We start from the raw sequence: 23222 nt of genomic DNA on the forward strand, positions 1-23222 counted from the left end.
GCATGGTTACAGCATTAAGGTCGTGTGGTTGTCGATCAAGGTTAACGTGCCGTTTGGATCGATCGCGCTAAACCTCTGGACGTATTGGCGCACCGGGGCGGGCAGTTGCGGCCAGTCGAACACCGCATCTCCTCCGGCGATGTCAGCCCAAAAATAACGGAGAGTGGGCACGATCGCCTCTGCTTCTGCTAAAGAAAGATTCAACGGCGGTTGGGTTAAAAGCTTGACCATAAATGGGAAGGAGCGATCGCCCATCCATTCCCGTGATGTGGTTTGCAAATCGATCCATCCTGGCACCGCGTCAACCCAGTCGGACTCAATTTGGAGCCAGCATCTACCTTGCTCATCCTGGTGAAATTGCAAGACGCGATAGGGGTGAGGATAGCTAACAAGCGATCCGGTTGTAATTTCGTAGATGCCCTGCTGGTAAGCAATATCCTGGACATGCAGATGCCCGGTGAAAATAAGATGAACGTTGGCTGGGTTGAGCAAAGCCAGCAACTCTGCCGCATTGCTCAGCATGTAGCGATGCCCCATACCCGACCGAGCCTGCCCCGGCAGGTGTTCCAGGACGTTGTGATGCACCATGAGCAAAATCACCTCTTCGGAGGCAGTGGCTAGCGTCTGCTGAAGCCAGGTGAGTTGGTCTGGGTCGAGCACTCCTGTATTGATTTGCTGACCCTCCGCATCAAAGGCATTAGAATTTAACCCAATCAAGCGTACCCCCGGCAATACCTGACAGGTGTAATAAAGCTGGTCGGGATGGGTATAGCCAAATGCCTGGTAATATCCTGGAAAGTCTGCAATGCCAATGGCGCGATCGCTGGCCGTTGCCCTTGGCGCATCATGATTACCGGGCACCACATAAACCGGATAAGGGAGCTGTGCCAGACGACGCGCCAGCCAGTCATGGTTTTCGGCCTCCCCATGCTGGGTTAAGTCGCCGGGTATCAGCAAAAAATCTAGGTTGAGCGCGGCCAACCGCTCCAAAACCAGCTCTAGAGCAGGAATGCTGACTTCGACTAGATGGAACCGACTGGGGTGATCCCAGATGGTGTGGGGCAGAGCGATGTGTGGATCGCTAATGATGGCAAATTTAAAATTCAAGCTCATGATATGGACGTTAGCAAAATCAAGGTGGGACGAAATAACCCTACTTCTATTGTTGCGGTGAGCTTTAATCTGGATGATGTCTGCCGATTCGCTCTACAAGTTCGGTTGTTTCGATCTACAGTGGATAAGTGAATTTTGCCGCAGACGGCGGCGATCGCCCTCAGGGATGACCTGCACGCGACGATTTGTTGTGTTTTGTGGAGAGTAAACAGTGGCAGCGGTTCGAGTTCGGCAACACGTTAATCCGCTGAGTCAAAAATACCAAACGCCTGCGGCTCCTCCCGACTGGCGATCGCTTTATGCCAACCTGCAACAGCCGCTCCATTTAGACATTGGCTGTGCTAAAGGACAGTTTTTAATTAACATGGCGCAGCAGGAACCAGGCTGGAACTTCCTGGGGATTGAGATTCGTGAACCGCTGGTTGTTCAGGCTAATGCGGAACGAAACGAACTAAGGTTGACCAATCTACATTTTTTATTCTGCAACGTTAATAACTCATTGCGACCGTTGTTGGAGTCGTTGCCTGCGGGCGTTTTGCAGCGGGTGACCATTCAATTTCCCGATCCGTGGTTTAAGAAACGGCACCAAAAGCGGCGAGTGGTTCAGCCCGAACTGGTTACAGACCTAGCCGCCTATCTGGTTAGTGGCGGTATGGTGTTGATTCAGTCGGATATTGAAACGGTTGCAACCGAGATGCGCGATCGCCTCGGTGCCCATTCTGCCTTTATGAAGCAAGGCGAGCAGCCGTGGCTTGCTGCCAATCCGTTAGCTGTGCCAACAGAGCGAGAGCAATCGACCCTGGCACAGGGAGAACCCGTTTATCGAGCTGCGTTTGTCAGGGTTTAAACACAAAGAGACGTTCCAGTTGGAACGTCTCTCTGGGATGGCAACGTTGATCGACGTTGCCAGGTTGATTAACCGTTGGCTCATAATTTAGCGGTAGTAACGCTGCTCCAGCCAGGTTCGGACTTCTACTTCGGAGCTAAAGAAGTTGATTTGTCCGGTGATTGGGTCGTAAGACCGCCACTGCACGTTGCCATCGCGATCGCGCAGTTGACGAATTTGGGGTTCAGAACTACCCGCGATCGCTACTATAAAAGCTTGAATGGTCTGCCGCAGGCGAGCAATCACCGTAGATTGCAGGGATGGTTGGATCGGTTCTGAGCGATACTGTGCCTCTAAATTGGCGATCGCCTGCAACCGTTGCTGGTCTGAAAAATCTGCTGCTGATCTCATCGAAATCTCCTCGTGGACGGTAAGGGTGCGAGTTCATCCATGCGTTCACTTTAGGAACTTCCGTTTCAGGATTCAAAAGGTACTATGAATCTCTTTCATGAAAAAGATTCATAGATAATCCCCTGACTGGATGAGAGATTTGCGCGAAAATCAGGGTAAACGTGGGACCTAAATGGGTGGGCACATGAAGCTGGATAACGTCAAATTGTCTCAGTTGCGGGCATTAGTCGCGATCGCCCAACACGGCAACTTTAGTGAAGCTGCCTTGCATCTAGAAGTGTCTCAATCTGCTATTAGCCATGCAATTGCCACCTTGGAAACGGAACTGGGGGTAATTGTGCTATCGCGCGGGCGGCACGGCGCATTTTTAACGCCCGTGGGTGAACGGATAGTGACCATTGCTCGGCAAATGCTGTATCTGCTGGAGTCCGTTGGCAAAGAGGCCGAACTTGCTAAAGGGTTGCAGGGTGGGCAGGTGCGAGTTGCTTCGTTTCGCAGCGTGGCAACCCACGTGTTGCCCTGCGTCATTGTGGAATTTCGCAGACGCTATCCGGCGATCGCCATCACTGTTACCGAATACAGCGGTGATGATGGCATTGAAGAAGCACTGCGACGAGGTCAAGCCGATGTTGGCTTTACCTGTATTTCCACTTCAGACGAGTTTGAAGCGTGGGAAATCTTGCGCGACGAGTATTTTGTGCTGTTGCCGCCCGATGCCGACGTACCGGGTGAAAGTATTAGTTGGGATGACCTCAAACAGTATCCGCTGATTTTGCCGCCGGACAATGACTACTGTGCCATTTTGATTTACACCTACCTCAGCAAACTGGGACACAACCTTGAAGCCGCCTACCGCATTAAAGAAGACTCCACTCTGGTGGGTATGGTGGCACAAGGCTTAGGGGCAACGATCATTGCCCGGTTAGCCGCCGAGCCGTTGCCATCTAATGTCCAGATCCGGCGGTTACCCGTTCCATTAGAGCGGGTGATTCGAGTCGCTACACTTGCCCGAGCGCTGCATTCACCGGCTGTCTTTGCGTTCTTAGAAACCCTAAAGCAGATGACTGAGGCGGGTCAGCTTAAGCAAGCGCCTCGTTCAAACGACCCGCAAGAATCGCTCAAAATTGAAGCGTCCTGGAATTAGAGCAGATGGCTGGCTCGGTTAACTGCCTCTGGGCCAATACCAGGGCGATCGCTCAAATTGGGTCGTTGATCTCATCGATCGCAGGTGCTTCTGGCAAACTGGGAGTCGTTGGAGACACAACCACCTCACTCCCATGAGGCTCGATTGATTCCACCAACTGATGGGAAGCGCTGCCTCGCCACGGATTGAGAATGTCTTTAATCAGCGCTTCTTGAATCCACACTTTAGCTACGACCGTCAGCGGCAAGGCCAGCAACAATCCTAAAAAGCCAAAAAAGCTAGCAAAGAAAATTTGTGCTGCTAGCGTGATCGCAGGCAGCAAAGACACCTGACGAGCCATCACGGTTGGCGTGATCCAATAGCTCTCAAACTGTTGAATGATTAAGTACAGCACAATGACGGCGATCGCCTTCCAGGGCGTATCCAGCAGCGCCACCACCAGCGGAAACACCAGACTCAGGGTTGGCCCAATGTTAGGGATGAAGTTGAGCAAGCCTGCTAACAGCGCATGGGCTAGAACAAGCTGAATCTGCAACGCCCACAGCCCAATGCCGCTTAACAAAGCGACGCAAAGTGAACTGACCAGCACCCCACCAAACCAGTTACCTAGGGCAATTTCGCACTCCTGCAAAATTAGATCGGCTCGCCGGCGATAAAAGGAAGGGAACAGGATAATAAAGGCATCGCGGTAGGCCAGGGGATTGACCAACAGCATAATGGTTAACACCATCACCAGCAAAAACTGCAACAGCACCGTCAGCGAATTCGAAAAGAGAGCAAAGAAATTTTGCAGCAAATTGCGAACTAGCGGCTGCAATTCCTGGGTCAGTGTTGTAGCACTGGGCAGTTCCAGTTGGCTAAACCAATCAGGTTGCCGATTGATAAGCGTTTCAACCCAGTTCAGAGCTTGTTCAATTCCTGGGGGGAGTAGTTGAACTAACCGCAAGAACTGGGAAACGAATGGCGGCACAATCAGGCCAACAAACAGCACGCTGAGCAACAGCATGAGGCTGAGGGTCACCAGCACAGCTCTACTACGCTTTATACCCGATCGCTGAAACCGTTGCACCAAACTGTTAAGAGCGGTTGCCAGCACCACTGCCATGAAGATCAGCAGCAGTATTTGCCGGATTTGCCACAGGATGATCAACGAAATTGTGAGACAGAGAAATCCCAGCCACTGACCCAGTTTCATAGTGCCTACTTGGTGAGAACGATCTAGAGTCGATCGCCAGAAAAAGCTATTTGGTAAAGCGTGTGGACTGCCAGAGGAGTTTTGCCATTGTCTGAGAAGGATGCTTGACGAGGGCTGAGCTTGAACCGATGCCGTTTCTGGCTTGCCGCAGGCGCTAAGCTTCCAATGCTGGAGATCTCGAAACCGAACTGGTTTGGAAGTCCCTCAATCTTGGGGGCTTAAAGCCCTTTGGGTCTACTAGCAAAGGGGCGAACGCAGCACATTTGCTGCTTTCAAACGTCCTCTTATAAAGACGCTATGTTAACTCAACCTTTAACCCTGTTTTGCATCATTTTCTGGCAAGGTCAGGCAAGTTGTGTTGGGCATCTCCGATTGCTATCCCCGAATTTTAGACGGTCAGGCTCGTGCCAAAATCATCCACTTGACAGGTGCCAATTCTGCTCAGGTAGACCGCTGCGGCTGTAGTTGCCGAAGACGATGCTGGGCTTGGTTAAATTGCCGTTGTGCCAGGGTCAGTCCACTAAAATCAATCGGAGGCCGCATGTCCCACTGCACTTCAGCCAAAAACAGCAAACTGCCTGCCATTACACTGGCCGTTGCTAGAAATTGCCAACCGGCAGCCAGGGGCACTAAACCCATTGCCAGCAGGTGAATCAGCCCGGTGAGTAAAAAGGTGCGCGATCGCATCCCCACCCCCATGCTGAAATAACCGATCGCGCTTAAACCTAACCAGAGAGGACAGAGGTACATCAACACCAACCACCAACTCAGGAAAATACTGAGATCCGTTAAGCTAACTCCCAGCAGCATCAAGATAGCCCAGCTATAGACTACCCAGCGTAGCCGTTCTACCGATACCCAAAACCACGCCAACCCAGTCATGACGACAACGCCAACCAGGGTCAACCCTGACCACAGGTAAGCTTGAGTTACCCAGCTAATGGGGGCAAATTGTGCGCCCACAAAAATGAGAGCTGTAATCAGCCCCCAGATCACAAAGATTTGATCGACGCGGGTATAAAACCGGGATAGCAGCGTTATTTGCCCAATTTGCCAGCGAAGTTGCCAGAGTCCAGTTTGGTCTTGAACATCGAGAGCGTCCTGTTTGCGGCGTAACGGAGGCTCGGCTAAATTGAAAAAGCTCATTCAGGTGCTTCTGTCAAAAGGAGGAGATTGCTAAAAGCTTAACAAATCTCTTTATTCTTTTTGTAGCGTTATATTCCGCCAGACCAACGGTTGATGAGTCTGCACGCTAGAAGCACCTACAAAGGCTCATCGCATCCAGGGAACTATCAGGCAGATAAGCATTTCCAGCACGCTTCAACCACTTGAAGTGCTAAGGCTCTGGTCATATCTCCCTGGTTGAGCAGAAACGCGATCGCGGCACTGCCCAAGGGTACCGTCAGGTTGTCAATTCCGTACCTGGAAAAGGCTTCCAGCCCCGTTGCGGCGATCGCGATCGCCACTGGAATGAGCCAGGTTTGCCAACTGCTGCCCTGCACGCTGAAGAGAATGGTGCTGCTGACAACATAACTGGCGACAGCCATTGCCAGTGACCCTTCCATACTTTTCTGCATTTCCCACAACTTGTAGTGATGCCGTCCAAACCGTTGCCCTACCAGTGCTGCCAAACCGTCGCCCCATGTCATGACCAGAATGCCAAGCGCTGCATATTCGGGGTACCGATGCCAGAAAGCAGCGATCAACAAACCAAAGCTAACCGCATAAAAGAAGGTGCCCAGGCTTTTGCGACCAACACTATTGATACTTGGCAAAATTGAAATGCGGTAAGACAACAGGGCGATCGCACTGAATAATGCCGATGCGCCGACCCCCAGCCAGGTTGGGATGTGAAACCACCAGGCCAGCAGAATGACATTGCCAACGCCAATGTGAACGATCTTTCGCACCAGTTCTGGTTCGGCTACTTTCAACCGATGCAGACCTTCTGCAAGCAAAACCACAGTTCCTAACCAGACGGCAATAATCCCAATGGGCAGCCATAGATCTGGTGCAGTAGTGACCCAAGAAAATGAACTTAGCAACGGTGAATGCTGGGATAAAGGGGAAGCTTTTCTTCACTTTAGTGGATTTTGCTCAATGGCTAACGGTCCTCGATCAACTCGTTCAGCGCTTCTGTATACTGAACCTTAAGGTTTGTTTAATTTTGTTATGGATTCCAATCGTCCTTCCATTCAATTTTTCGAGGGAATTTCCGAAGAATTAAGCGATGTTAGTTTGCGGCGGCATCAAGGTACGGGAGTTCGTACCGTATTAATGAAGTTTGAAACCCTCAAATCTATTGAACGCTTTAGAAGCTATACCAATCGCTTTGCTAACGCTATGCGCCTGGTCGATTCTGAAGGTGAAATTAACGTTGAGCCAGATTCTGTCAAGTTCATTTTTAGTGGCCCCGAAGGAGACGACTTGGAGCGAGTGGAATGCCGCTTTGATATCGCTCGTGATGACCACTGGGAGCGATTCATGCGATTTATGCACCGCTATGCCGAGTCGAACGGCATGGCCTACGGAGAACCCAACCAGAATTAAGTGATAAAGCGCAGAGAATGTTGCCATGTAGCAAACGTGCGGCGATCGCCCCTCAAATGCCCCAAGCCTGGATCACTTCCCCTGGAGGCTTATTCCTCTACTGAGGTCATTACTGAGGCCATCTCTGGGGCTGGCACAATCTCAATGTTACTCTGGCAGCAACATTAATCTATACAGATTTACACATACGAATTTAATAGAGGTTTTATGAAGGTAGCAGTGACCGGGGCAACCGGATTTGTAGGGAGTCGCCTGGTAGAACGACTACAGGCAGACGGGCATCAAACGCTAATTTTGACGCGTAATCCCGATCGCGCCAGGCGCATGTTTCCCACTACCGCCTTTCCAGGCGTCGAGAGTTTCGGCTATACCCCATTAGCGTCCGGCGAGTGGCAGGGCTTGATTTCAGGTTGCGATGCCGTGGTGAATTTGGCAGGGGAACCGATCGCCGAAGGGCGTTGGACACCCGAACGTAAGCAAAGCATTCTAGAAAGTCGCAAAATTGGGACACAAAAGATCGTAGAAGCCATATCGCAGGCTAATCCCAAACCAGAGGTGCTGGTTAATTCATCGGCGGTGGGCTACTACGGCACCAGCGAAACGGCAACCTTTGATGAAACCAGTCCGCCTGGAGATGATTTTTTAGCGCAGGTGTGCCAGGAGTGGGAGGCCGAAGCACAGAAGGTTACAACCAATGGCACCCGTCTGGTGATCTTACGAACGGGAATTGTTTTGGGCATGGGGGGAGCGATCGCCAAAATGCTCTTACCGTTTAAGCTCTATGCCGGTGGTCCCATTGGCAGCGGTCGCCAGTGGTTTTCATGGATTCACCGAGAGGATATGGTCAACCTGATTCTTGCTGCCTTAACGCAACCCAGCATTAACGGCGTACTGAATGCAACCGCTCCCAATCCTGTACGAATGTCTGAATTTTGCCAGACCTTAGGAGAAGCGCTCAGCCGTCCCTCCTGGCTGCCTGTGCCTGATTTTGCGCTGGAGTTGCTCTTGGGCGATGCCGCTAAAGTTGTGCTAGAAGGCCAGCGAGTGGTGCCGAAAGAGGCTCAGGGAAGCGGGTTTTCGTATCAATACCCCACCGTCAAACAGGCATTACAGGAAGTAGTTAGCCACACCTAATCTTGCTTAACGGATAACCCACCCTAAGAGGATGTTTTGAAAGCAGCAAACGTGCTGCATTCATCCTCAAATTCTCCCTGGAAGGAACTTTCAAGCCAATTCTGCCAGACGTGGCAAAGTTTAAGATTGACTTCATAAAGTCTCTCCAGGGACAACACCCGTACTGAGATGCCAGTATGGGTGTTGTTTTGGGTGCTAAACCGATTTAGAACCAAAGCGTTGGTTGAGCCAACTCGCAATACCGCTGAGAATAGCTCCTGCCATCAAAATACCAATTGCCGGAGTAAAAACGGGTTCCCAAAGGCGATACCAAAGATCAAGCCCTAGAGATAAGTTAAACGAACGGCCAATTACGGCGATCGCCAGCCAAAAAAAGCTGAACAACACCAAAAACAGGTTCACAACGAGTGCCCAATTTAACCACTCTAAAAATTTAGTTCTCATGCGAACGGTAGTTAATAAATCGTCAAACAAAAAGACCTGGCAACCAGGGGTTTTAACCCCGCATAAACCAAAAGTTAACGGTTACAGGATTAAGTTGAATTGCTCCCGTGCCCGCCGTTTTACCTTCACAGTCTATAGTTCGAGCTGGCAAGGCCGCAACAAAAAATATGGCTGAACTCTTAGGGAGGACAGCCACATCAGTAGAAGCAGGATAATATCAAATTGGTTCAAGATGCTGCTTTCGCTGCTCCTGTTATGCTTCAAATTGCTCTTCAAAATCTTGCAAATTATCTGGATCTACATAGTGGCAGGTAGCATCGTCGATGCAGATCAAAGCCCAACCGGACTGGTCAATTCCCATGAATTTGTAGGACGCATCTTGGACAAAAAATCCTTTGTGGTTACGAGTATCTGGCTTAACCTGAACACTTTGATCAGTGAACATAGTTTCCAACTCCTTAAATTTTTTAAAAGACTGACAACGGCCAGATTAGCTATCAGAGCAGCTAATCTTTGACTTCACTGAATCTTATCATTAGATTTTCGGATTTTTTATTAATTTATCTTGAGCGCCGCTGCCGCTAGCAACATGAAACGCAACGGTTGCTGCTAGCAAACTAAATCCCTCTATCCCTGGCATAATCCCTGGCAAGTCAGCCGTTCGGTGTGGGTTGCTTCGACAAATCGGCAGGTTACCAGGGATTGTTTCTCTAGAGTTTGCTTAACTAAGCTTCAAATAACCAGCTTTGAACCCGCTTAAGGCTCTTCCAATCTGGCTTTCTGCTTAATCCTTCTTCAAAATTACGTTGAACTTCTTCCTGCAATTCTGGCACTGCCATGATCAGTTGTTCCGCAATTTCCACATGCTGCCGTACTCCTTTTTGCGCGGTTTCTAGCATGGCGATCGCCAGATTAATCCGGGCTTGTGGGTCTTGGGCATTCAGCTTTACGGCTTTTTGCGCGGCCTTATAAGCTTGAGAGGGTTTGTTGTCTAGCAAATATAGCCAGGCAAGGCATGTCCAGGCGGGGCTATTTTTGGGGGCACGCTCGCAAACATCCTTAAACAAAGGAATCAGTGAGGTAGGGTCTTCTCCGGCCTGGTAGCGCTCTAGCCCCTGGTCGAATAACGTTTCAACGGTTTCAGTCATAGGAAATGATACAAGTGCACATAAACAGACGCGTAACCTGGTGAACTCAACGGCCTCAATCCGGTAGTTGCAGACCGTTACCAGCAATCAATCCAGTCACGGTTAACGCTTGAAACTACCAGTCTACCTTCAACTCACGCAACAATCTGTGAACAGCCGATTGCCCCTAAAAACGACAAATCCAGATCGAAGTTGACCTGGATAGCGTGCAAAACTATAACCTTGAGGACGATAACCTTGAGGCGATCGCAGTTCGGCGCAATGGCCGATTGAAAACTGATTGAGAGATAGTTAGGAGAACGACTTGCCGCAGCCGCAGGTTTGATTGGCGTTGGGATTGGTGAATTGAAAGCCCCCACCAATCATGGCATCGCTGTAGTCGAGCATCATCCCATAGATGTACAGCAAACTCTTTGGATCGCAAACCACCTTAAACCCGTCATAGTCGAAGACTTCATCATTTTCCCGAACCTGGCTGATGTCTTCAAAATCCATGATGTAGGACATGCCAGAACAACCTCCCTGGCGTACCCCAACACGTAAGCACAGATCCTGGTTCCCCTGCTTTTCCCGCAATAATAGAACCTGCCGAAGGGCTGATTCTGTAATTTGAATACCGCTCTGTTTAGGTTGAATTGCTTGTGTCATCGGTCTACGAGACTCCCTCTTCTATCAAAAGATTTCGCTATGGTTGAACTAGTTGAACGAACGGATGCTAAAACGCACCCTGACTAGATTCAACCAGTTGGCTTAAAGCAGTTGGCTTAAAGCTGCCCAATCTGAATCACCATTATCCCGATGGTAACGGATTCACGGCAACTCGATCGCCTCAGAGACAAACGAGTTCTGCATTTTTATACACTTGTGATGATGCCACAGCGGTTCATCGATCGCCACTATGTTTGTCTGACGGATGGCTACTTAAGCCAGTAATCCGATCGTATCCGTATGCTTCATGCTCGAAGCAACGGCTTGGCCGGAGTGCTGGGAAATTAACCCAGCGCAACTTTGGTAACGCCATCTTGAGATAATGCTTAACCGAGAGTATTCATCAGTGTTTAAGATGAAAACTTAATGAATGCTTTTATGAATCGCTTTCATTTTTAAGTGTATGTGCGGCTGTTACCTCAGCCATCTTGTGTTTGTTGACTACTTCACTGGTTAGTATATGACTGCCCTTAACCGCTCTACCCGCCATCGGCTACAGAAGTTACGCCAAGTTCCCAGTGTGTGGGAAGGCGATCGCCGGATGCTTACTCCGACGCTAACCGCCAGCCTGGAAGCCGATACCGATGTACGGGGAGACTGTGTTTTGTGGGTGGACGGCACTGAAGGGTTGGTGCGAGCAATGGATTTGGTTGCCCCAGAAATGGGACATGAAGCCGTGGTGCGAACGCTGCTGCGAGCGATGGAAAACCCGCACAGTTCGGCTCGTCCGGCTCGTCCTCAAAAAATTGTGGTACGCGATCGCGAACTGCAATTCTTTTTGCGTGGCGTTTTACAAGAACTGGATATTGTTATCGATTATGAGCCGGAGTTGCCGCTAATTGACGAAATCTTCCACGAGTTCCAAGAGGTTGCAAACAACCGCCCACCCCAGATTCCAGCTGAGTTGATGGAGGATATCCTCAAGGTTGCCTACGAAATTTGGCAGGATGCACCGTGGGAAGTGCTAGACGAAGAAAAAATTGTTGCAGTGGAGCTAAATTACGGCGATGTGGAGACGCTGTATGTCTCCATCTTAGGAATGCTGGGCATGGAATACGGCCTGCTGATGTATCGATCGCTTGATTCGCTGAAGCAATTTCGCCATCGTGTGTTGATGGCCGAAGATTCCCCTAAACAGCTTGAGGGCGCTTTCTTGGCGCAAGACTGCCTGTTTATCACCTACGACCAATCCAGCGAACTGGCAGAGGAACCGTTTGGAGCAGGTTCCAGTGAAGTGCAAGCCGCGATCGCCTCCTATTTTGCCGAAACAGGAGTTCAACCGTCTTTTGGCAATCTGCATCCGCTGGAAGGAATGCGCCCGGTACTCTACGACGATGAGGCGATCGCAGTACTGGTAGCGCTACAAGCAATGCATCGCTTTTTTCAGCAGCATTTGCCTCAGCTAGAACAGGATGCCTTCCCGGTGCTAAGCAACCGCTACCGCATTGCTAACCCTACCGATGCCAAGAAAAAAATCTCGGTTAAAGTATCGACCATGCCAGAACTGGCAGAGGAACTGTTTGAGATGTCCGCAGAAGTAGCGCTCCAGGAAGGTGCGCTGGATCTAGAAACCGCTCCCATTCTGCGAGACGATCTGGTTCCAGGTGATTCCTTTTACAGTCTTGGGGCAATGCCCTGGGAAGTATTAGAACTGCTGCGGGCTGGTGTTAAGGTTCATCAAGCGGCAGAGGCAGAGTTTCCGGCAGAGGCAGACGGTTTCCCGGTCATTCTTATTCAAACCTCCCGTCCCAAAGCTATGGCGTTAATTGAAGGGCTACAGGCAGCGGGCGGGTTAGAGGCAATTTGCTTTAATCCGGGGTCTGATCCTTTTGCGAATCAGCATTACGACCTGGGCGTATTGCAAACCAAAAACGGGGAACTGCACCTGTTTGGCGAGTTTGTGGAAGATGACCCAGTGCATATTCAAGCTCGGCAAAAGTGGGATCAGCGCTGCAAAAAAACGAAAGGATACTGCGGGTTGGTCATAGCCCGTGGCCTTAAAGGGGCTTCCAGAGGCAATCCAGGCTTTAACGACATGCTGGCTCTGTTTGAGGCGCGATCGCTCTCTCCGGGCGACCTGGGATTGGGGCCACTAGAGCTAGTCCCCCAGTTTGAGTAAATGCCCTGCTTTGAGTTGTCGCTGGATACCAGCCGCGTTAGGGGGCAAAGGCACACTTGCTCTGAATATTCAAGCCCTTTTAGCCAGGACTTAACGCTTGCCAGCCTTCTCTGAAGATCTGTAACAGTTCCTGATAAAGTCGCGATTTGTGTAAATCTTGAGTGATACGATTCCATAAAACTGTTCAGCGAAAAATTCATGGCAGAAACTCTTACTGGACAAACCCCCATATTTGGAGGCAGCACAGGCGGTCTCCTAACTAAAGCAGAAGTAGAAGAGAAATACGCAATTACCTGGACTAGCCCAAAAGAACAGGTGTTTGAAATGCCGACGGGTGGAGCGGCCAGCATGCGGCAGGGTGACAACCTGCTGTATTTGGCGCGCAAGGAGCAGTGTCTTGCTCTTGGGGCGCAACTGCGGACTAAGTTCAAGCCTAGAATAGACGATTACAAAATCTACCGCGTTTTTCCCAGCGGTGAGACTCAGTATCTTCATCCGAAGGATGGCGTATTCCCTGAGAAGGTGAATCCCGGTCGTCCTTACAACGGCAAGATCGATCGCAACATCGGCAGCAATCCTGATCCGGCAACTCTGAAGTTTAGCGGTCGTAAAACCTACGAAGCCTAGTTCGTTATCCATTTAGATAACACCTGTTATCCCGTCAATACTCAAGGTGATTGAGGGTAGGATCTTGTTCCTGCTCTCATTTTTTATGGTCTTAGCGTGTCTTAAGGAGAGAGCTGGGCTAAGATCGGTCGCAACCCTACTAGATGGGTTCATGGCAATAGCCAGAAGAGTCTGTTGCTAATGGCTTTCGTTCACAAGGTTTATGTAGTGGCAAAGGGGTAGAGGCATGATTTTTCCCAGTTTTGAGCAGTTTACTGCACTGGCGCAGCAGGGTAACTTCGTGCCGGTTTACCAAGAGTGGGTAGCTGACTTAGAAACGCCTGTATCTGCCTGGTACAAAGTGTGTGCCGGACAACCCTACAGCTTTTTGCTGGAGTCGGTGGAAGGGGGCAAGAATTTAGCACGATATAGTTTGCTCGGATGCGATCCGCTATGGATTTTAGAAACAAAAGGCGATCGTACCACTCAAACCTATCGCAATGGCGCAACGCAGAGCTTTGAAGGCGATCCGTTTCAGGCGCTGACCACCTGTTTACAGCCTTTCCACCCGGTAACGTTGCCCCAACTGCCGCCCGGAATTGGCGGTTTGTTTGGTTTCTGGGGATATGAACTGATCCGCTGGGTTGAACCTCGCGTTCCTACCTATGCCGCCGACCCAACTGATCTGCCCGATGGGTTGTGGATGCAAGTCGATCAAGTTCTGATTTTTGATCAGGTGCAGCGTAAAATTTGGGCGATCGCCTATGCAGACTTGCGCGACCCTGCAACAGACTTGAAACAGGCATACGACCATGCCTGTCAACGAGTTAGCCAACTGGTGAGCAAGCTACAACTGCCGTTATCTGGACGAGATACGGTACTGGAATGGACACCACCCCGTTCCAACATTGATGGCACCGCACCAGAAGAGCATCGCCCAGAACTGACCTACAGCAGCAACGTCTCCAAAGCAGAATTTTGCGACAGCGTGAATCGAGCAAAGGAACATATTCAGGCTGGCGATATCTTTCAAGTGGTGATCTCGCAGCGGCTTTCAGCCGAATACAGCGGCGACCCGTTTGCGCTTTACCGCTCGTTGCGGTTGATTAATCCATCGCCTTATATGGCATACTTCCATTTTCAAGACTGGCAAATTATCGGCTCCAGTCCAGAAGTCATGGTCAAGGCCGATCGATCGCCTGACCCCAACGCGACGATGATCGCCACCCTGAGACCCATTGCCGGAACACGACCGCGCGGTAAAACCCCTCAAGCCGATGCTGCCTTTGCAGAGGATTTGCTCCAGGACCCTAAGGAACGGGCAGAACATGTCATGCTGGTTGACCTGGGTCGCAATGATTTGGGGCGGGTTTGCGCCAGCGGTACGGTTACGGTAGACCAACTGATGGTGATTGAGCGCTATTCTCACGTCATGCACATTGTTAGTAATGTGGTGGGTCAGCTTGGGGCAAGCAAAACAGCGTGGGATTTACTAAAAGCATGTTTCCCGGCAGGAACCGTAAGCGGTGCCCCTAAAATTCGAGCAATGGAGATTATTCACGATCTGGAATCATGCCGTCGTGGGGTATATTCGGGTGCCTATGGCTATTACGACTTTGAGGGGCAGCTCAATACGGCGATCGCCATCCGCACAATGGTTGTTCGCAGTCAACCCGATGGCACCCACCTTGTTAGCGTTCAGGCTGGGGCAGGGCTGGTGGCCGACTCCGAGCCAGAGCGGGAGTACGAAGAAACCCTCAATAAAGCCAGAGGCATGTTAGAAGCAATTCGCTGCTTGAGAAAAGCTTAACCTGTTCTCAATCTGTTGATTACCTCGTCTCAATCTGCTGATTACCCATCCTTTAGCCCCCAACAGTAAGGTGTGCAGTATCTCCACAGTCGGCACACCTTGAGTCTGCAACCGCTATGCTCCACTCCTTTGCCTTGGAAACGGCTCCTCAGCCCGATTTGCGTCAACTTCTAGAAGAGCTTTACCAGGGTCGAAGTTTGCACCCTTACTGTAGTGGGCAGGCTATTCCAATGTTGCCAAATGAGGTCTGGGTTGTTTGTCGGGGAGTGGTGCAGCTTGGCACCTTCTACGACAGTGGTGATGAAGCTTTGTTAGGGCTGGCCTGTCCGTCAATGCCCTTTGGGTTACCGCTAACGATCATTCGCCCTTACCAGGCCGTGGCCTTAACGGATGCAGACTTGATGCGGTTAACCCTGGCCGAAATTGAGCAATCTCCTATGCTGGCCAAGGGTATTTTTCGCCACATTGCCAGACGGTTGCGCCAAACAGAAGCCGTGTTGGCAATGGTAGGCTATCGTCGTGTTGAAGATCGGCTGCGGCATCTGTTGCTATTGCTAAAGCAAGAAATCGGTCAACCCTCTCCCAATGGAAATCGATTAAGCGTCAGGTTAACGCATCAGCAGCTTGCCAATGCGATCGGCACAACTCGCGTGACGGTAACTCGGCTTCTTAGCCAACTGAAGGAGGAAGGCTGGTTATCGATTGACAGCAATCGTCACATTGTTCTGGCTCCCCACGCTGATCTGGCTTAAAACTCACCTCGCCTTCATCCCCAAAGCCCCCATTTCCGGTTCAGTAATCCCTTCGCAATGGGGGATTTGGGCGGCAGCAGCACAAGTTGGTACATTGACCAATATTCTCTATAAGCCTCTACAGTGCAGATAGCGCGATAGATAGCATTGTAATTGCATTGTAGAGATCTAGAGCTGTCCTGCAAGGCGACGATAGGCTAGCTGTGGTGTCTCATTATCCGTCTCAACAGGGCGACTGCTCGGTTCAGTCCCTACAGGAGCCATCTCCATAATTTCTGCTTTGTAGGGAACAACACCTGCAATCTCGCTGTTGAGACAGCGGGCGGCTTCGCGTGACAGATCCAGTGTGCGGTTGTCTACATAGGGGCCGCGATCGTTGATCCGGACAATGACCGAGTTGCCGCTCTTCTGGTTGGTCACTTTAAGGTAAGTGTTGAATGGCAGGGTTGGATGGGCTGCTGTCAACTCGTTTTCGTCGAAAATTTCACCTGCTGCTGTCAACCGACCATGAAAGTAGGGGCCATACCAGGACGCAATTCCCTCCATCTTTTTGCCAGTGGACTTTAGCCCATACAGTTTTGTTTGAGCATCTGCTAAGGACAAGGTGGGCACACCTAAAGCATCACGCAGATTGTTTATCCAATCGATCGCAATCAAATCACTGTTCTGGTTCAGTGAATCCGCAACTTGTCGATCCACTAAAAACAGCGTATGTCTACCTGCCTTGCCAGCGGGAACATCTTCTATGACCGTTGGCCGCAGATCATGAGGATCAAAATCTGGTTCCTGGATCATTTGCTTGATCCGTTGGGCTAGCAAATCGGCCTTGCTACGGTTAGGCAAGTTGGCGATCGATTTTCCCTTCACCCAAACCTCAAACCCGTCTCCTGACGGCTTGTCCGAGCGAGATCTGACCTGCTGGACGTTACATTGCCCAGGCTCGGCATCTTGCTCCTGCCTATTGCCATCTTCGCTCTTGCTAAGACTCGTTCGGACGACATTGACCGTTGAGGCTGTCAGGTTGTGATCAATAATGCTCTTCTGCCAGCGCGAAAGTTGCCCCAAGATGCGCTTGACTCCGCGAGGCGGCTCTTCTGTTTGTCCTGAAGTGGAGAAGTTTAGAAACGCTGAGGTTGGTAGGACGGTTTGATAAATCGGTGAATTGGTCGATCGCCCACTCCAGTCGAGATGCGAGGGCGCTTCTGCCAAATTTAACCAACCTAGAGAAGGTCGAAAGGATTGAAACTGGGGATTAAGACGGGAGTGCCCAGGCTTAAGGTGCAAATTAGTCTCAGGTGAATGAGTCTGGGGGGTACGAGCGTTTGAAGTGGCTGTTGTGTCCCGAAACCGTTCCGGTTTGGTGGAGCGACCGACAGTATTGCTGATAACAGTATTGCTGATAAACGCTAAAGGTTTAACAGGAAAAACCTTAGACAACGACTCTGTCAACCTGAACGGAGCCTGGGGGGCAAGCAGACTACTCACGTAGGAGATGACCCAGATAAACCCAAAAAAGTTCATAAATTGTAAAGAACGTTTCGATAATGGCGTCAAAAAAACTTGAACAGTAAAGGATTATACGGATTTATGCAACCAATATATCCATCCGGAGAGGAAAAACCCCGCAAATCAAAGTCTGCCCAAAGTGGGTTGATTCTAGCTCAAGTGAACTAAAAACTTGCAATCAGTACGATCACTGCGCCATGTCATAGTAAACCAAAGGAAAACATTGACACGTCATGACATTATCCCAATGGGACAGTTTGCTGAAGCACCTGGGCGCGTGGCAAGGCTCATTCACCCGGTTATCTCCTCATGGCGAGTGGGTAAACGATGTTCCTACCTGCGTCACTCTGGCTGGAATAAATCAAAACGAAACGATGCGGCAGACGATCCAATATTTTTCGCCGGACAGGCAAGCTGTGACGGAAGAAAAAGTGCTAGAGTACGCTTCCCTCAACCGCAGCACGCTATTCCACGAAGACGGGGCATTTTCGCAAGGGTCAATCCAGTTTGGGCCATTGGCCGAGTTTGGTGCTGAGTTTGGCTTTATTGACAATATTGGTGCAGTGGCTCCAGGAAATCGCCGTCTGCGGCTGGTTCAACTGTTTGACAAGACTAGCAACCTTTCAAGCTTGACGCTAATCCGCGAACAGCGGCAAGACACGTTTGCCCCCGAACGTCCCCATTTGACGCTAGAGCAACTCCTGGGACACTGGCACGGAGACGCTGTAACGCTCTATACAGACTGGCGATCGCCCGATTCGTTCTCTACCAGCTTGACACTGAGGGTTGAGGGCAATCGCCTCCACCAATCTCTCACTATGCCGGGACGAGAACTCACCTCAACCGCCCAAATTGACGGATCGAGACTGCTATTTAATCAGGGTCCTCATCCCGTCCAGGTGTTGCTGCTGCCAGACGGTGCCTCCTGCAACACACCACTAACGATTCCCAGACAGGCACCCTTCATTCTTGAAGCCGGATGGTTAATTGCCCCGAATTTGCGGCAACGCCTTATTCGCAGCTACGACGCTCAAGGCGGTTGGGTTAGCTTAACCTTGGTCACCGAACAAAAAGTGAACGCCTAGAACAACTGTTGAATGAATGGCGATCGCTTGACCAAGAAAATACATACCAGAGGGGCCATCAGTAAGATTAGCAGTGTCCTCAATCTTTCGTGCCCTTAATAGTAGGTAAAAGTCTCGTAAAACGAAGTTTGACTCGTTTTACATAACCAAAAGAGCCGACATGTAAGCAATAGACCAAGCTACTGTTAGTTCTTTCAAGGATCAATGAACTTCCCAAAAAAGCGATAGTCCTCACCAAGATTTGGGAAATCTGACTCTAGATAGATGCAAGATGCATTTGAAGTTGTTTTCACACATCTATCTAAACTTTATTCAATTCAGGTTTACGGCTAACCTTACTAGTCTGAAAATGACAAACCCCTCATTTGTATACGGCCTGAAGTCACAATCATCTTTACCTTCATCCCTGTAAACAATTAGCAAGGTTAGCGAACAAAGGTACATATCAACCCGCAGGTGTAATTGCGATACAAACGATGCCTTTCGGCAACGTAGTTGTTATGCATCTTTTAGCTGAGCAATCTGCCATTCTCCCCCAGCAATTCATAACTTCAGATCTTCCCAATGCCGCATTGCAGTTTAGCAATAGATGCGGTGTTTAGAACTGTTGCAAACTTCATGTCAAGAAAGGTCAATACATCCTCATGCCCGTACCATCCTACTTCACAACTTCTCCTGTTAACGGCGGCACCTCAATTGATATTGCCGTCCCTCCTGTTGGTGGTGTTATTTACGACTTCGTTGGTGTAAATGGTGCCCGCGTTACTGCCTATTACTCAGCGAAGGACTTACCCGCTTTCAGCACAGATAGCATCGTTGATGGTAGTGGTAACGGCACAAAACTTCTAACAAGTGCAACCCTTTCACCACGAGCCATTGCTGCGCTTGGCGGCGGCATTCAAGAAATGGCTGTGCGGATCACAATTTCCGATGGTGATACCATTCCTGGACTACAAGACCACAATCGTGCTTTTCTCCAGTTTAATAGCGTCGGCAACGTAGTAGATTTAACCAACGTTCAAACCTATGTTCACGATGCATCAGGCAACGCCACCTCAAGTTCTCTACAAGTAGGATTTGGCAATAGTGTATTGGAAACAGGTTGGTGGTTGGTTCAGAATCCCACTGTATTAACCAACCTCTACAACTCCATTGTCAGCAGTAGTGGAAAAATTGACCTCCAGTGGCAAACGGTCAACTATACATCAAACAATGCTCTGGACTTTCAGAGTGGTCTCAGTCCATCTATCATCAACTATCCATCCGTTGATCCAGACATCCCTCTCACTATCAATTTAGCAACAAGCAGCGATACAGGGGGCTCTGATGCTGATAACATCACTTCAGTGACGACTCCAGTACTAGATGGGAAAGCCGCTCCTAACGAAAAATTGGAGATTTACTCTGGAACGACTCTGCTCGGCACCACAACATCAGACTCCTCTGGTGACTGGAGTTTGACAGTTCCTACTGCGTTTGCACCAGATGGTGTTTACAATCTCACAGTTAAAGCACTTGATGGCTCTGGTAATGTTGTTGACACCTCAAGTGCTTTAACTCTAACCATCGATACTATCGCCAACACCTCTCTTCCTGATTTAGCAGACAGCAGTGATCTTGGTTCTTCTAACTCAGACAATATTACTAGTGATACGACCCCCACATTCACTGGAACGGCTGAAGCAAACAGCACAGTCGAAATCTTTAATGGAGATGTCTCGTTAGGCACCGCTACAGCCAATGGGTCTGGTGTCTGGACGTTCACCCCTTCCAGCCCTCTCGCTTTAGGGTCTTACAGCATTAAGACGGTTGTAACAGACGTTGCTGGAAATGTTAGTGCTGCCTCCGAGCCACTCAACGTTGTGATCAACACTACAGGCGATGCGCTTTTAGTCACAGTTACCTCCATTAACAGTTCTGACAATACACCAGCGATCGCAGGCACTATTTCTGACCCCAGCGCCACGGTGAAGGTAACGGTTGATGGTACCACCTATGACGCGATCAACAATGGAGATGGCACATGGCGATTACCAAACGGCACGATTACCACGGCGCTACCAAACGGCACCTACGATGTGGCAGTAACCGCCACCGCTGGCAATGAATCAGCAACCGATGCCACAACCGATGAGTTGATTATCAATGCTGTCACTCCGCCTAGCTTGAGTCTGTCTAGTACTCCAGCCGCGACCAATGGCAGTGTCCCCCGCATCGTGGATGCAAACCTCAACATCACAGGTGGAACTTTAGATGGCGCTAGAGTTTCAGTAGGTACTAATTTCAACGCCAATGAAGATCGGTTAGGTATTGCAGGACAAACGGGTACCAGCGGAGCTGTCACAGTAGGCAATGAAACAGTCAACTGGAGCTACAACACCGCTAACGGCGTGATGACCTTCACGGGTGCGGCCTCCTCGGCCACCTATCAGGAAGCATTGCGTCAGGTCACCTACTACAGCAACGGCACCCCTTCAGGCAACTCTCGCGACATCCAGTTCTCGTTGGGTTCAACCCTGGCTAATCCTGACAATGGTCACTTCTATGAGTTTGTTACTGCAAATGGCATTAGCTGGACAAATGCTAAGGTCGCGGCTGAAGGCAAAACTTACTTTGGGCTTCAAGGTTACCTGACGACCGTCACCTCTGCTGACGAGAATGCGTTTATTGCTAGCAAGCTTCAGGGACAGGGTTGGATGGGAGCCAGCGATGCCGCTACCGAAGGCGATTGGCGTTGGCAAACCGGCCCAGAAGCCGGACAGCCGTTTTGGCTCGGGAATGGAACAACGGGTAATGTTGTTGGCGCTTCGTACCAAAACTGGGCGGAAGCGGAACCCAACAATGCGGGGAATGAGGATTACGCGCATTTCCTGGCAAATGGCGAATGGAATGACTATCCTCTTAGCCTCAGCAATATCCAGGGTTATGTTGTTGAATATGGTGGAATGCCAGGTGATCCAACCCTGCAACTTACTGGCAGCGTCACGATCGCCATCGACACAACGGCTCCGTCAGCTCCGGCTGTTGCTCCTGACCTGGATGCGGCTAGCGACACTGGCTCCTCTAACACAGACAACATCACCAATGTCACAACACCTAAATTTATTGGCGCACCCGGCAGCGGCACTGCTAACGATACCGTAACCCTCTATGCTGATGGCGTTGCTGTTGGTACAGGCACAGTGGCCGCTGACGGCTCCTGGTCAGTCACTACTTCTACCCTGAGTGCCGGGAAGCGGGCGATCGCTGCTACCTTTACTGACCCAGCAGGCAACGAAAGCACCAAATCATCTGAACTGCTGGTCGAGATTGTGACGAGCGTGCCTACCGTTCCGTCTACTCCTCCCGCGCTATCGGATAGTAGCAATACTGGTGTAGTTAAACAGAACAACCTGACCAACAATGCTACACCGACCCTGGGCGGCACAGGCGATCCGGGCAGCACCTTTGAGGTCTTTGTTGGCAATACATCATTAGGCAAGGCGACCGTTGATTCTCAAGGCAAATGGGAGTTCAAGGTACCAACAACTCTGGCTGATGGCACCTATGACGTAATGATTAAAGCGATCGATGCGGCTGGTAATGTCAGCGCGGCGTCCCCAGCAACTCCGCTTGTAATCGATACCAAACCTGCCACTGTCAAAATTCTTGACTATGGTGCAACGGTACGCGACAGCAGCATCAACGCGATCAGCTTCCAATTCAGTGAAGCGGTAAACAAGCTGGATCTATCAGACCTGGTACTCACCCTCAAAGGGCAACCTGTATTCCTTCAAGGTGCGACCCTCACCAGCACAGACAACCAAACCTGGACACTGTCCAATATCCCGGGCATGACTACCAGCAGTGGGGAGTACCAAATTAGCGTGAAGCCAGGGGATGTAACTGACCTGGCTGGCAACCTCCTGACCGTTGGAGACAGCAACACCTGGCTAACTGGCTACACCGCCGATGCACTGTCCCCGATCAAATTGGGCGACGGTAAGCGGGGCAATGCGATGATGGGCAGCAATGCCAACAACGACATGCGCGGTGGGGTCAATAAGGATCGGCTCAAGGGCTTAGGAGGTGACGATCGCCTCTTTGGTATGGGTGGTAGCGACAAAATCAGCGGCGGTGCTGGTAAAGACTATATCCGTGGTGGTGCTGGCCGCGATCGGATCACGGGTGGAAGTGGTAACGATCGCCTCTTCGGCAACGGCAAACACGATCGCCTGTTGGGTGGTGGTGGCAAAGACCGTCTGCTTGGCGGCAATGGTGACGATGTCCTCGTTGGTGGAGCCGGGAACGATACTCTGGTTGGCGGCAAGGGCAAAGATACATTTGTCTTCAATAGCTTGAAGGATGGAGTCGATCGCATCCGCAAGTTTGAAAGTGCCGATGACTTGATTGACCTGCGCTCTATCTTCAAAGCACCTCAGTTTAGCGCTGACAACCGCTTTGCTCAGTTCAAACAATATATTCAACTGGAGCAAGTTGGCTCTAGCACTCAGGTGAAAATCGATAGTGATGGCAACGGTAGTGGCACAACCTTCACGACCCTGATGACGTTACAGAATGTGTCTGTAGACAACGTTAGTTCTACCAACTTTATCCTTGGATAAATCATTAGCTGCCCCGTAGTTGCTAGTTAATTAAGACCTCAGAGGCGAAGCTTCTGGGGTCTTTTTG

Annotated in this window: 21 protein-coding genes; 11 read left to right on the forward strand and 10 right to left on the reverse strand. The window is 50.3% G+C overall.

Annotated features, from left to right (window positions below):
- Positions 1 to 6: 6 nt before the first annotated feature.
- Positions 7 to 1113 (reverse strand): metallophosphoesterase, encoded by a 1107-nt coding sequence (locus tag IQ268_RS18435; RefSeq protein ID WP_193882215.1) that lies wholly within the window; start codon positions 1111 to 1113, stop codon positions 7 to 9.
- A gap of 211 nt (positions 1114 to 1324) precedes the next feature.
- Between IQ268_RS18435 and trmB the strand changes: the two genes are divergently transcribed.
- Positions 1325 to 1960, forward strand: coding sequence for a tRNA (guanosine(46)-N7)-methyltransferase TrmB (gene trmB / locus IQ268_RS18440; protein WP_193882218.1), 636 nt, complete (start codon positions 1325 to 1327; stop codon positions 1958 to 1960).
- An 87-nt stretch (positions 1961 to 2047) separates the two neighbouring features.
- Here the strand turns inward: trmB and IQ268_RS18445 are convergent, their stop codons facing one another.
- A complete protein-coding gene (locus tag IQ268_RS18445; protein WP_193882221.1) occupies positions 2048 to 2350 on the reverse strand; it encodes a hypothetical protein in 303 nt (100 codons plus the stop codon).
- A gap of 184 nt (positions 2351 to 2534) precedes the next feature.
- Between IQ268_RS18445 and IQ268_RS18450 the strand changes: the two genes are divergently transcribed.
- Positions 2535 to 3494 carry a LysR family transcriptional regulator gene (locus IQ268_RS18450; protein ID WP_193882224.1) on the forward strand — a complete coding sequence of 320 codons (960 nt, stop codon included), beginning with the start codon at positions 2535 to 2537 and terminating at the stop codon, positions 3492 to 3494.
- Positions 3495 to 3546: 52 nt separating this feature from the next.
- On the opposite strand, the gene IQ268_RS18455 is transcribed toward IQ268_RS18450, so the two are convergent.
- From IQ268_RS18455 to IQ268_RS18465, 3 genes are all read right to left on the reverse strand, one after another.
- Positions 3547 to 4689 (reverse strand): AI-2E family transporter, encoded by a 1143-nt coding sequence (locus IQ268_RS18455; protein ID WP_193882226.1) that lies wholly within the window; start codon positions 4687 to 4689, stop codon positions 3547 to 3549.
- Between the two features lie 441 nt (positions 4690 to 5130).
- Positions 5131 to 5835: a hypothetical protein gene (locus IQ268_RS18460; RefSeq protein WP_193882228.1), complete on the reverse strand. Its 705-nt coding sequence runs from the start codon at positions 5833 to 5835 to the stop codon at positions 5131 to 5133.
- Positions 5836 to 5981: 146 nt separating this feature from the next.
- Entirely contained in the window at positions 5982 to 6734 is a 753-nt protein-coding gene (locus IQ268_RS18465) for a diacylglycerol/polyprenol kinase family protein (RefSeq protein ID WP_193882230.1), read from the reverse strand.
- 127 nt (positions 6735 to 6861) lie between these two features.
- Here IQ268_RS18465 and psb28 point away from each other — a divergent pair, with 127 nt between their 5' ends.
- The gene (gene psb28 / locus IQ268_RS18470; RefSeq protein WP_193882232.1) at positions 6862 to 7239 is read left to right on the forward strand and encodes a photosystem II reaction center protein Psb28; all 378 of its coding nucleotides are present in this window, start codon (positions 6862 to 6864) and stop codon (positions 7237 to 7239) included.
- Between the two features lie 207 nt (positions 7240 to 7446).
- On the forward strand, positions 7447 to 8373 hold the full coding sequence (locus IQ268_RS18475; RefSeq protein ID WP_193882234.1) for a TIGR01777 family oxidoreductase: 927 nt from the start codon (positions 7447 to 7449) through the stop codon (positions 8371 to 8373).
- A 195-nt stretch (positions 8374 to 8568) separates the two neighbouring features.
- Here IQ268_RS18475 and IQ268_RS18480 read toward each other — a convergent pair whose 3' ends face one another.
- The 4 genes from IQ268_RS18480 to IQ268_RS18495 form a co-directional block, all read right to left on the reverse strand.
- On the reverse strand, positions 8569 to 8817 hold the full coding sequence (locus IQ268_RS18480; RefSeq protein ID WP_193882236.1) for a hypothetical protein: 249 nt from the start codon (positions 8815 to 8817) through the stop codon (positions 8569 to 8571).
- Positions 8818 to 9070: 253 nt separating this feature from the next.
- A complete protein-coding gene (locus tag IQ268_RS18485) occupies positions 9071 to 9262 on the reverse strand; it encodes a hypothetical protein (RefSeq protein ID WP_193882238.1) in 192 nt (63 codons plus the stop codon).
- 280 nt (positions 9263 to 9542) lie between these two features.
- Complete coding sequence (locus IQ268_RS18490; protein WP_193882241.1) at positions 9543 to 9965, reverse strand: M48 family metallopeptidase; 423 nt, start codon at positions 9963 to 9965, stop codon at positions 9543 to 9545.
- 291 nt (positions 9966 to 10256) lie between these two features.
- Complete coding sequence (locus tag IQ268_RS18495; RefSeq protein ID WP_193882244.1) at positions 10257 to 10613, reverse strand: iron-sulfur cluster assembly accessory protein; 357 nt, start codon at positions 10611 to 10613, stop codon at positions 10257 to 10259.
- Positions 10614 to 10763: 150 nt separating this feature from the next.
- Between IQ268_RS18495 and IQ268_RS32995 the strand changes: the two genes are divergently transcribed.
- From IQ268_RS32995 to IQ268_RS18515, 5 genes are all read left to right on the forward strand, one after another.
- A complete protein-coding gene (locus IQ268_RS32995; RefSeq protein ID WP_255527226.1) occupies positions 10764 to 10898 on the forward strand; it encodes a hypothetical protein in 135 nt (44 codons plus the stop codon).
- 235 nt (positions 10899 to 11133) lie between these two features.
- Complete coding sequence (locus IQ268_RS18500; RefSeq protein WP_193882247.1) at positions 11134 to 12792, forward strand: hypothetical protein; 1659 nt, start codon at positions 11134 to 11136, stop codon at positions 12790 to 12792.
- Between the two features lie 198 nt (positions 12793 to 12990).
- A complete protein-coding gene (locus tag IQ268_RS18505; RefSeq protein WP_193882250.1) occupies positions 12991 to 13419 on the forward strand; it encodes a photosystem I reaction center subunit II PsaD in 429 nt (142 codons plus the stop codon).
- 226 nt (positions 13420 to 13645) lie between these two features.
- Positions 13646 to 15208 carry an anthranilate synthase component I gene (gene trpE, locus IQ268_RS18510; protein ID WP_193882253.1) on the forward strand — a complete coding sequence of 521 codons (1563 nt, stop codon included), beginning with the start codon at positions 13646 to 13648 and terminating at the stop codon, positions 15206 to 15208.
- A 116-nt stretch (positions 15209 to 15324) separates the two neighbouring features.
- Positions 15325 to 15960 carry a Crp/Fnr family transcriptional regulator gene (locus IQ268_RS18515; protein WP_193882256.1) on the forward strand — a complete coding sequence of 212 codons (636 nt, stop codon included), beginning with the start codon at positions 15325 to 15327 and terminating at the stop codon, positions 15958 to 15960.
- A gap of 168 nt (positions 15961 to 16128) precedes the next feature.
- On the opposite strand, the gene IQ268_RS18520 is transcribed toward IQ268_RS18515, so the two are convergent.
- Positions 16129 to 17481, reverse strand: coding sequence for a septal ring lytic transglycosylase RlpA family protein (locus IQ268_RS18520; protein WP_228035497.1), 1353 nt, complete (start codon positions 17479 to 17481; stop codon positions 16129 to 16131).
- Positions 17482 to 17699: 218 nt separating this feature from the next.
- On the opposite strand from IQ268_RS18520, the gene IQ268_RS18525 reads away from it, so the two are divergent.
- Both IQ268_RS18525 and IQ268_RS18530 read left to right on the forward strand, forming a co-directional pair.
- Positions 17700 to 18551 (forward strand): DUF3598 family protein, encoded by an 852-nt coding sequence (locus IQ268_RS18525; protein WP_193882264.1) that lies wholly within the window; start codon positions 17700 to 17702, stop codon positions 18549 to 18551.
- A gap of 644 nt (positions 18552 to 19195) precedes the next feature.
- Positions 19196 to 23155, forward strand: a complete 3960-nt coding sequence (locus tag IQ268_RS18530; protein ID WP_193882267.1) for an Ig-like domain-containing protein — start codon at positions 19196 to 19198, stop codon at positions 23153 to 23155.
- The last annotated feature ends 67 nt before the right edge of the window (positions 23156 to 23222 follow it).

The sequence above is a fragment of the Oculatella sp. LEGE 06141 genome (assembly GCF_015207605.1).
In the GTDB taxonomy this organism is placed as follows: domain Bacteria; phylum Cyanobacteriota; class Cyanobacteriia; order Elainellales; family Elainellaceae; genus Oculatella.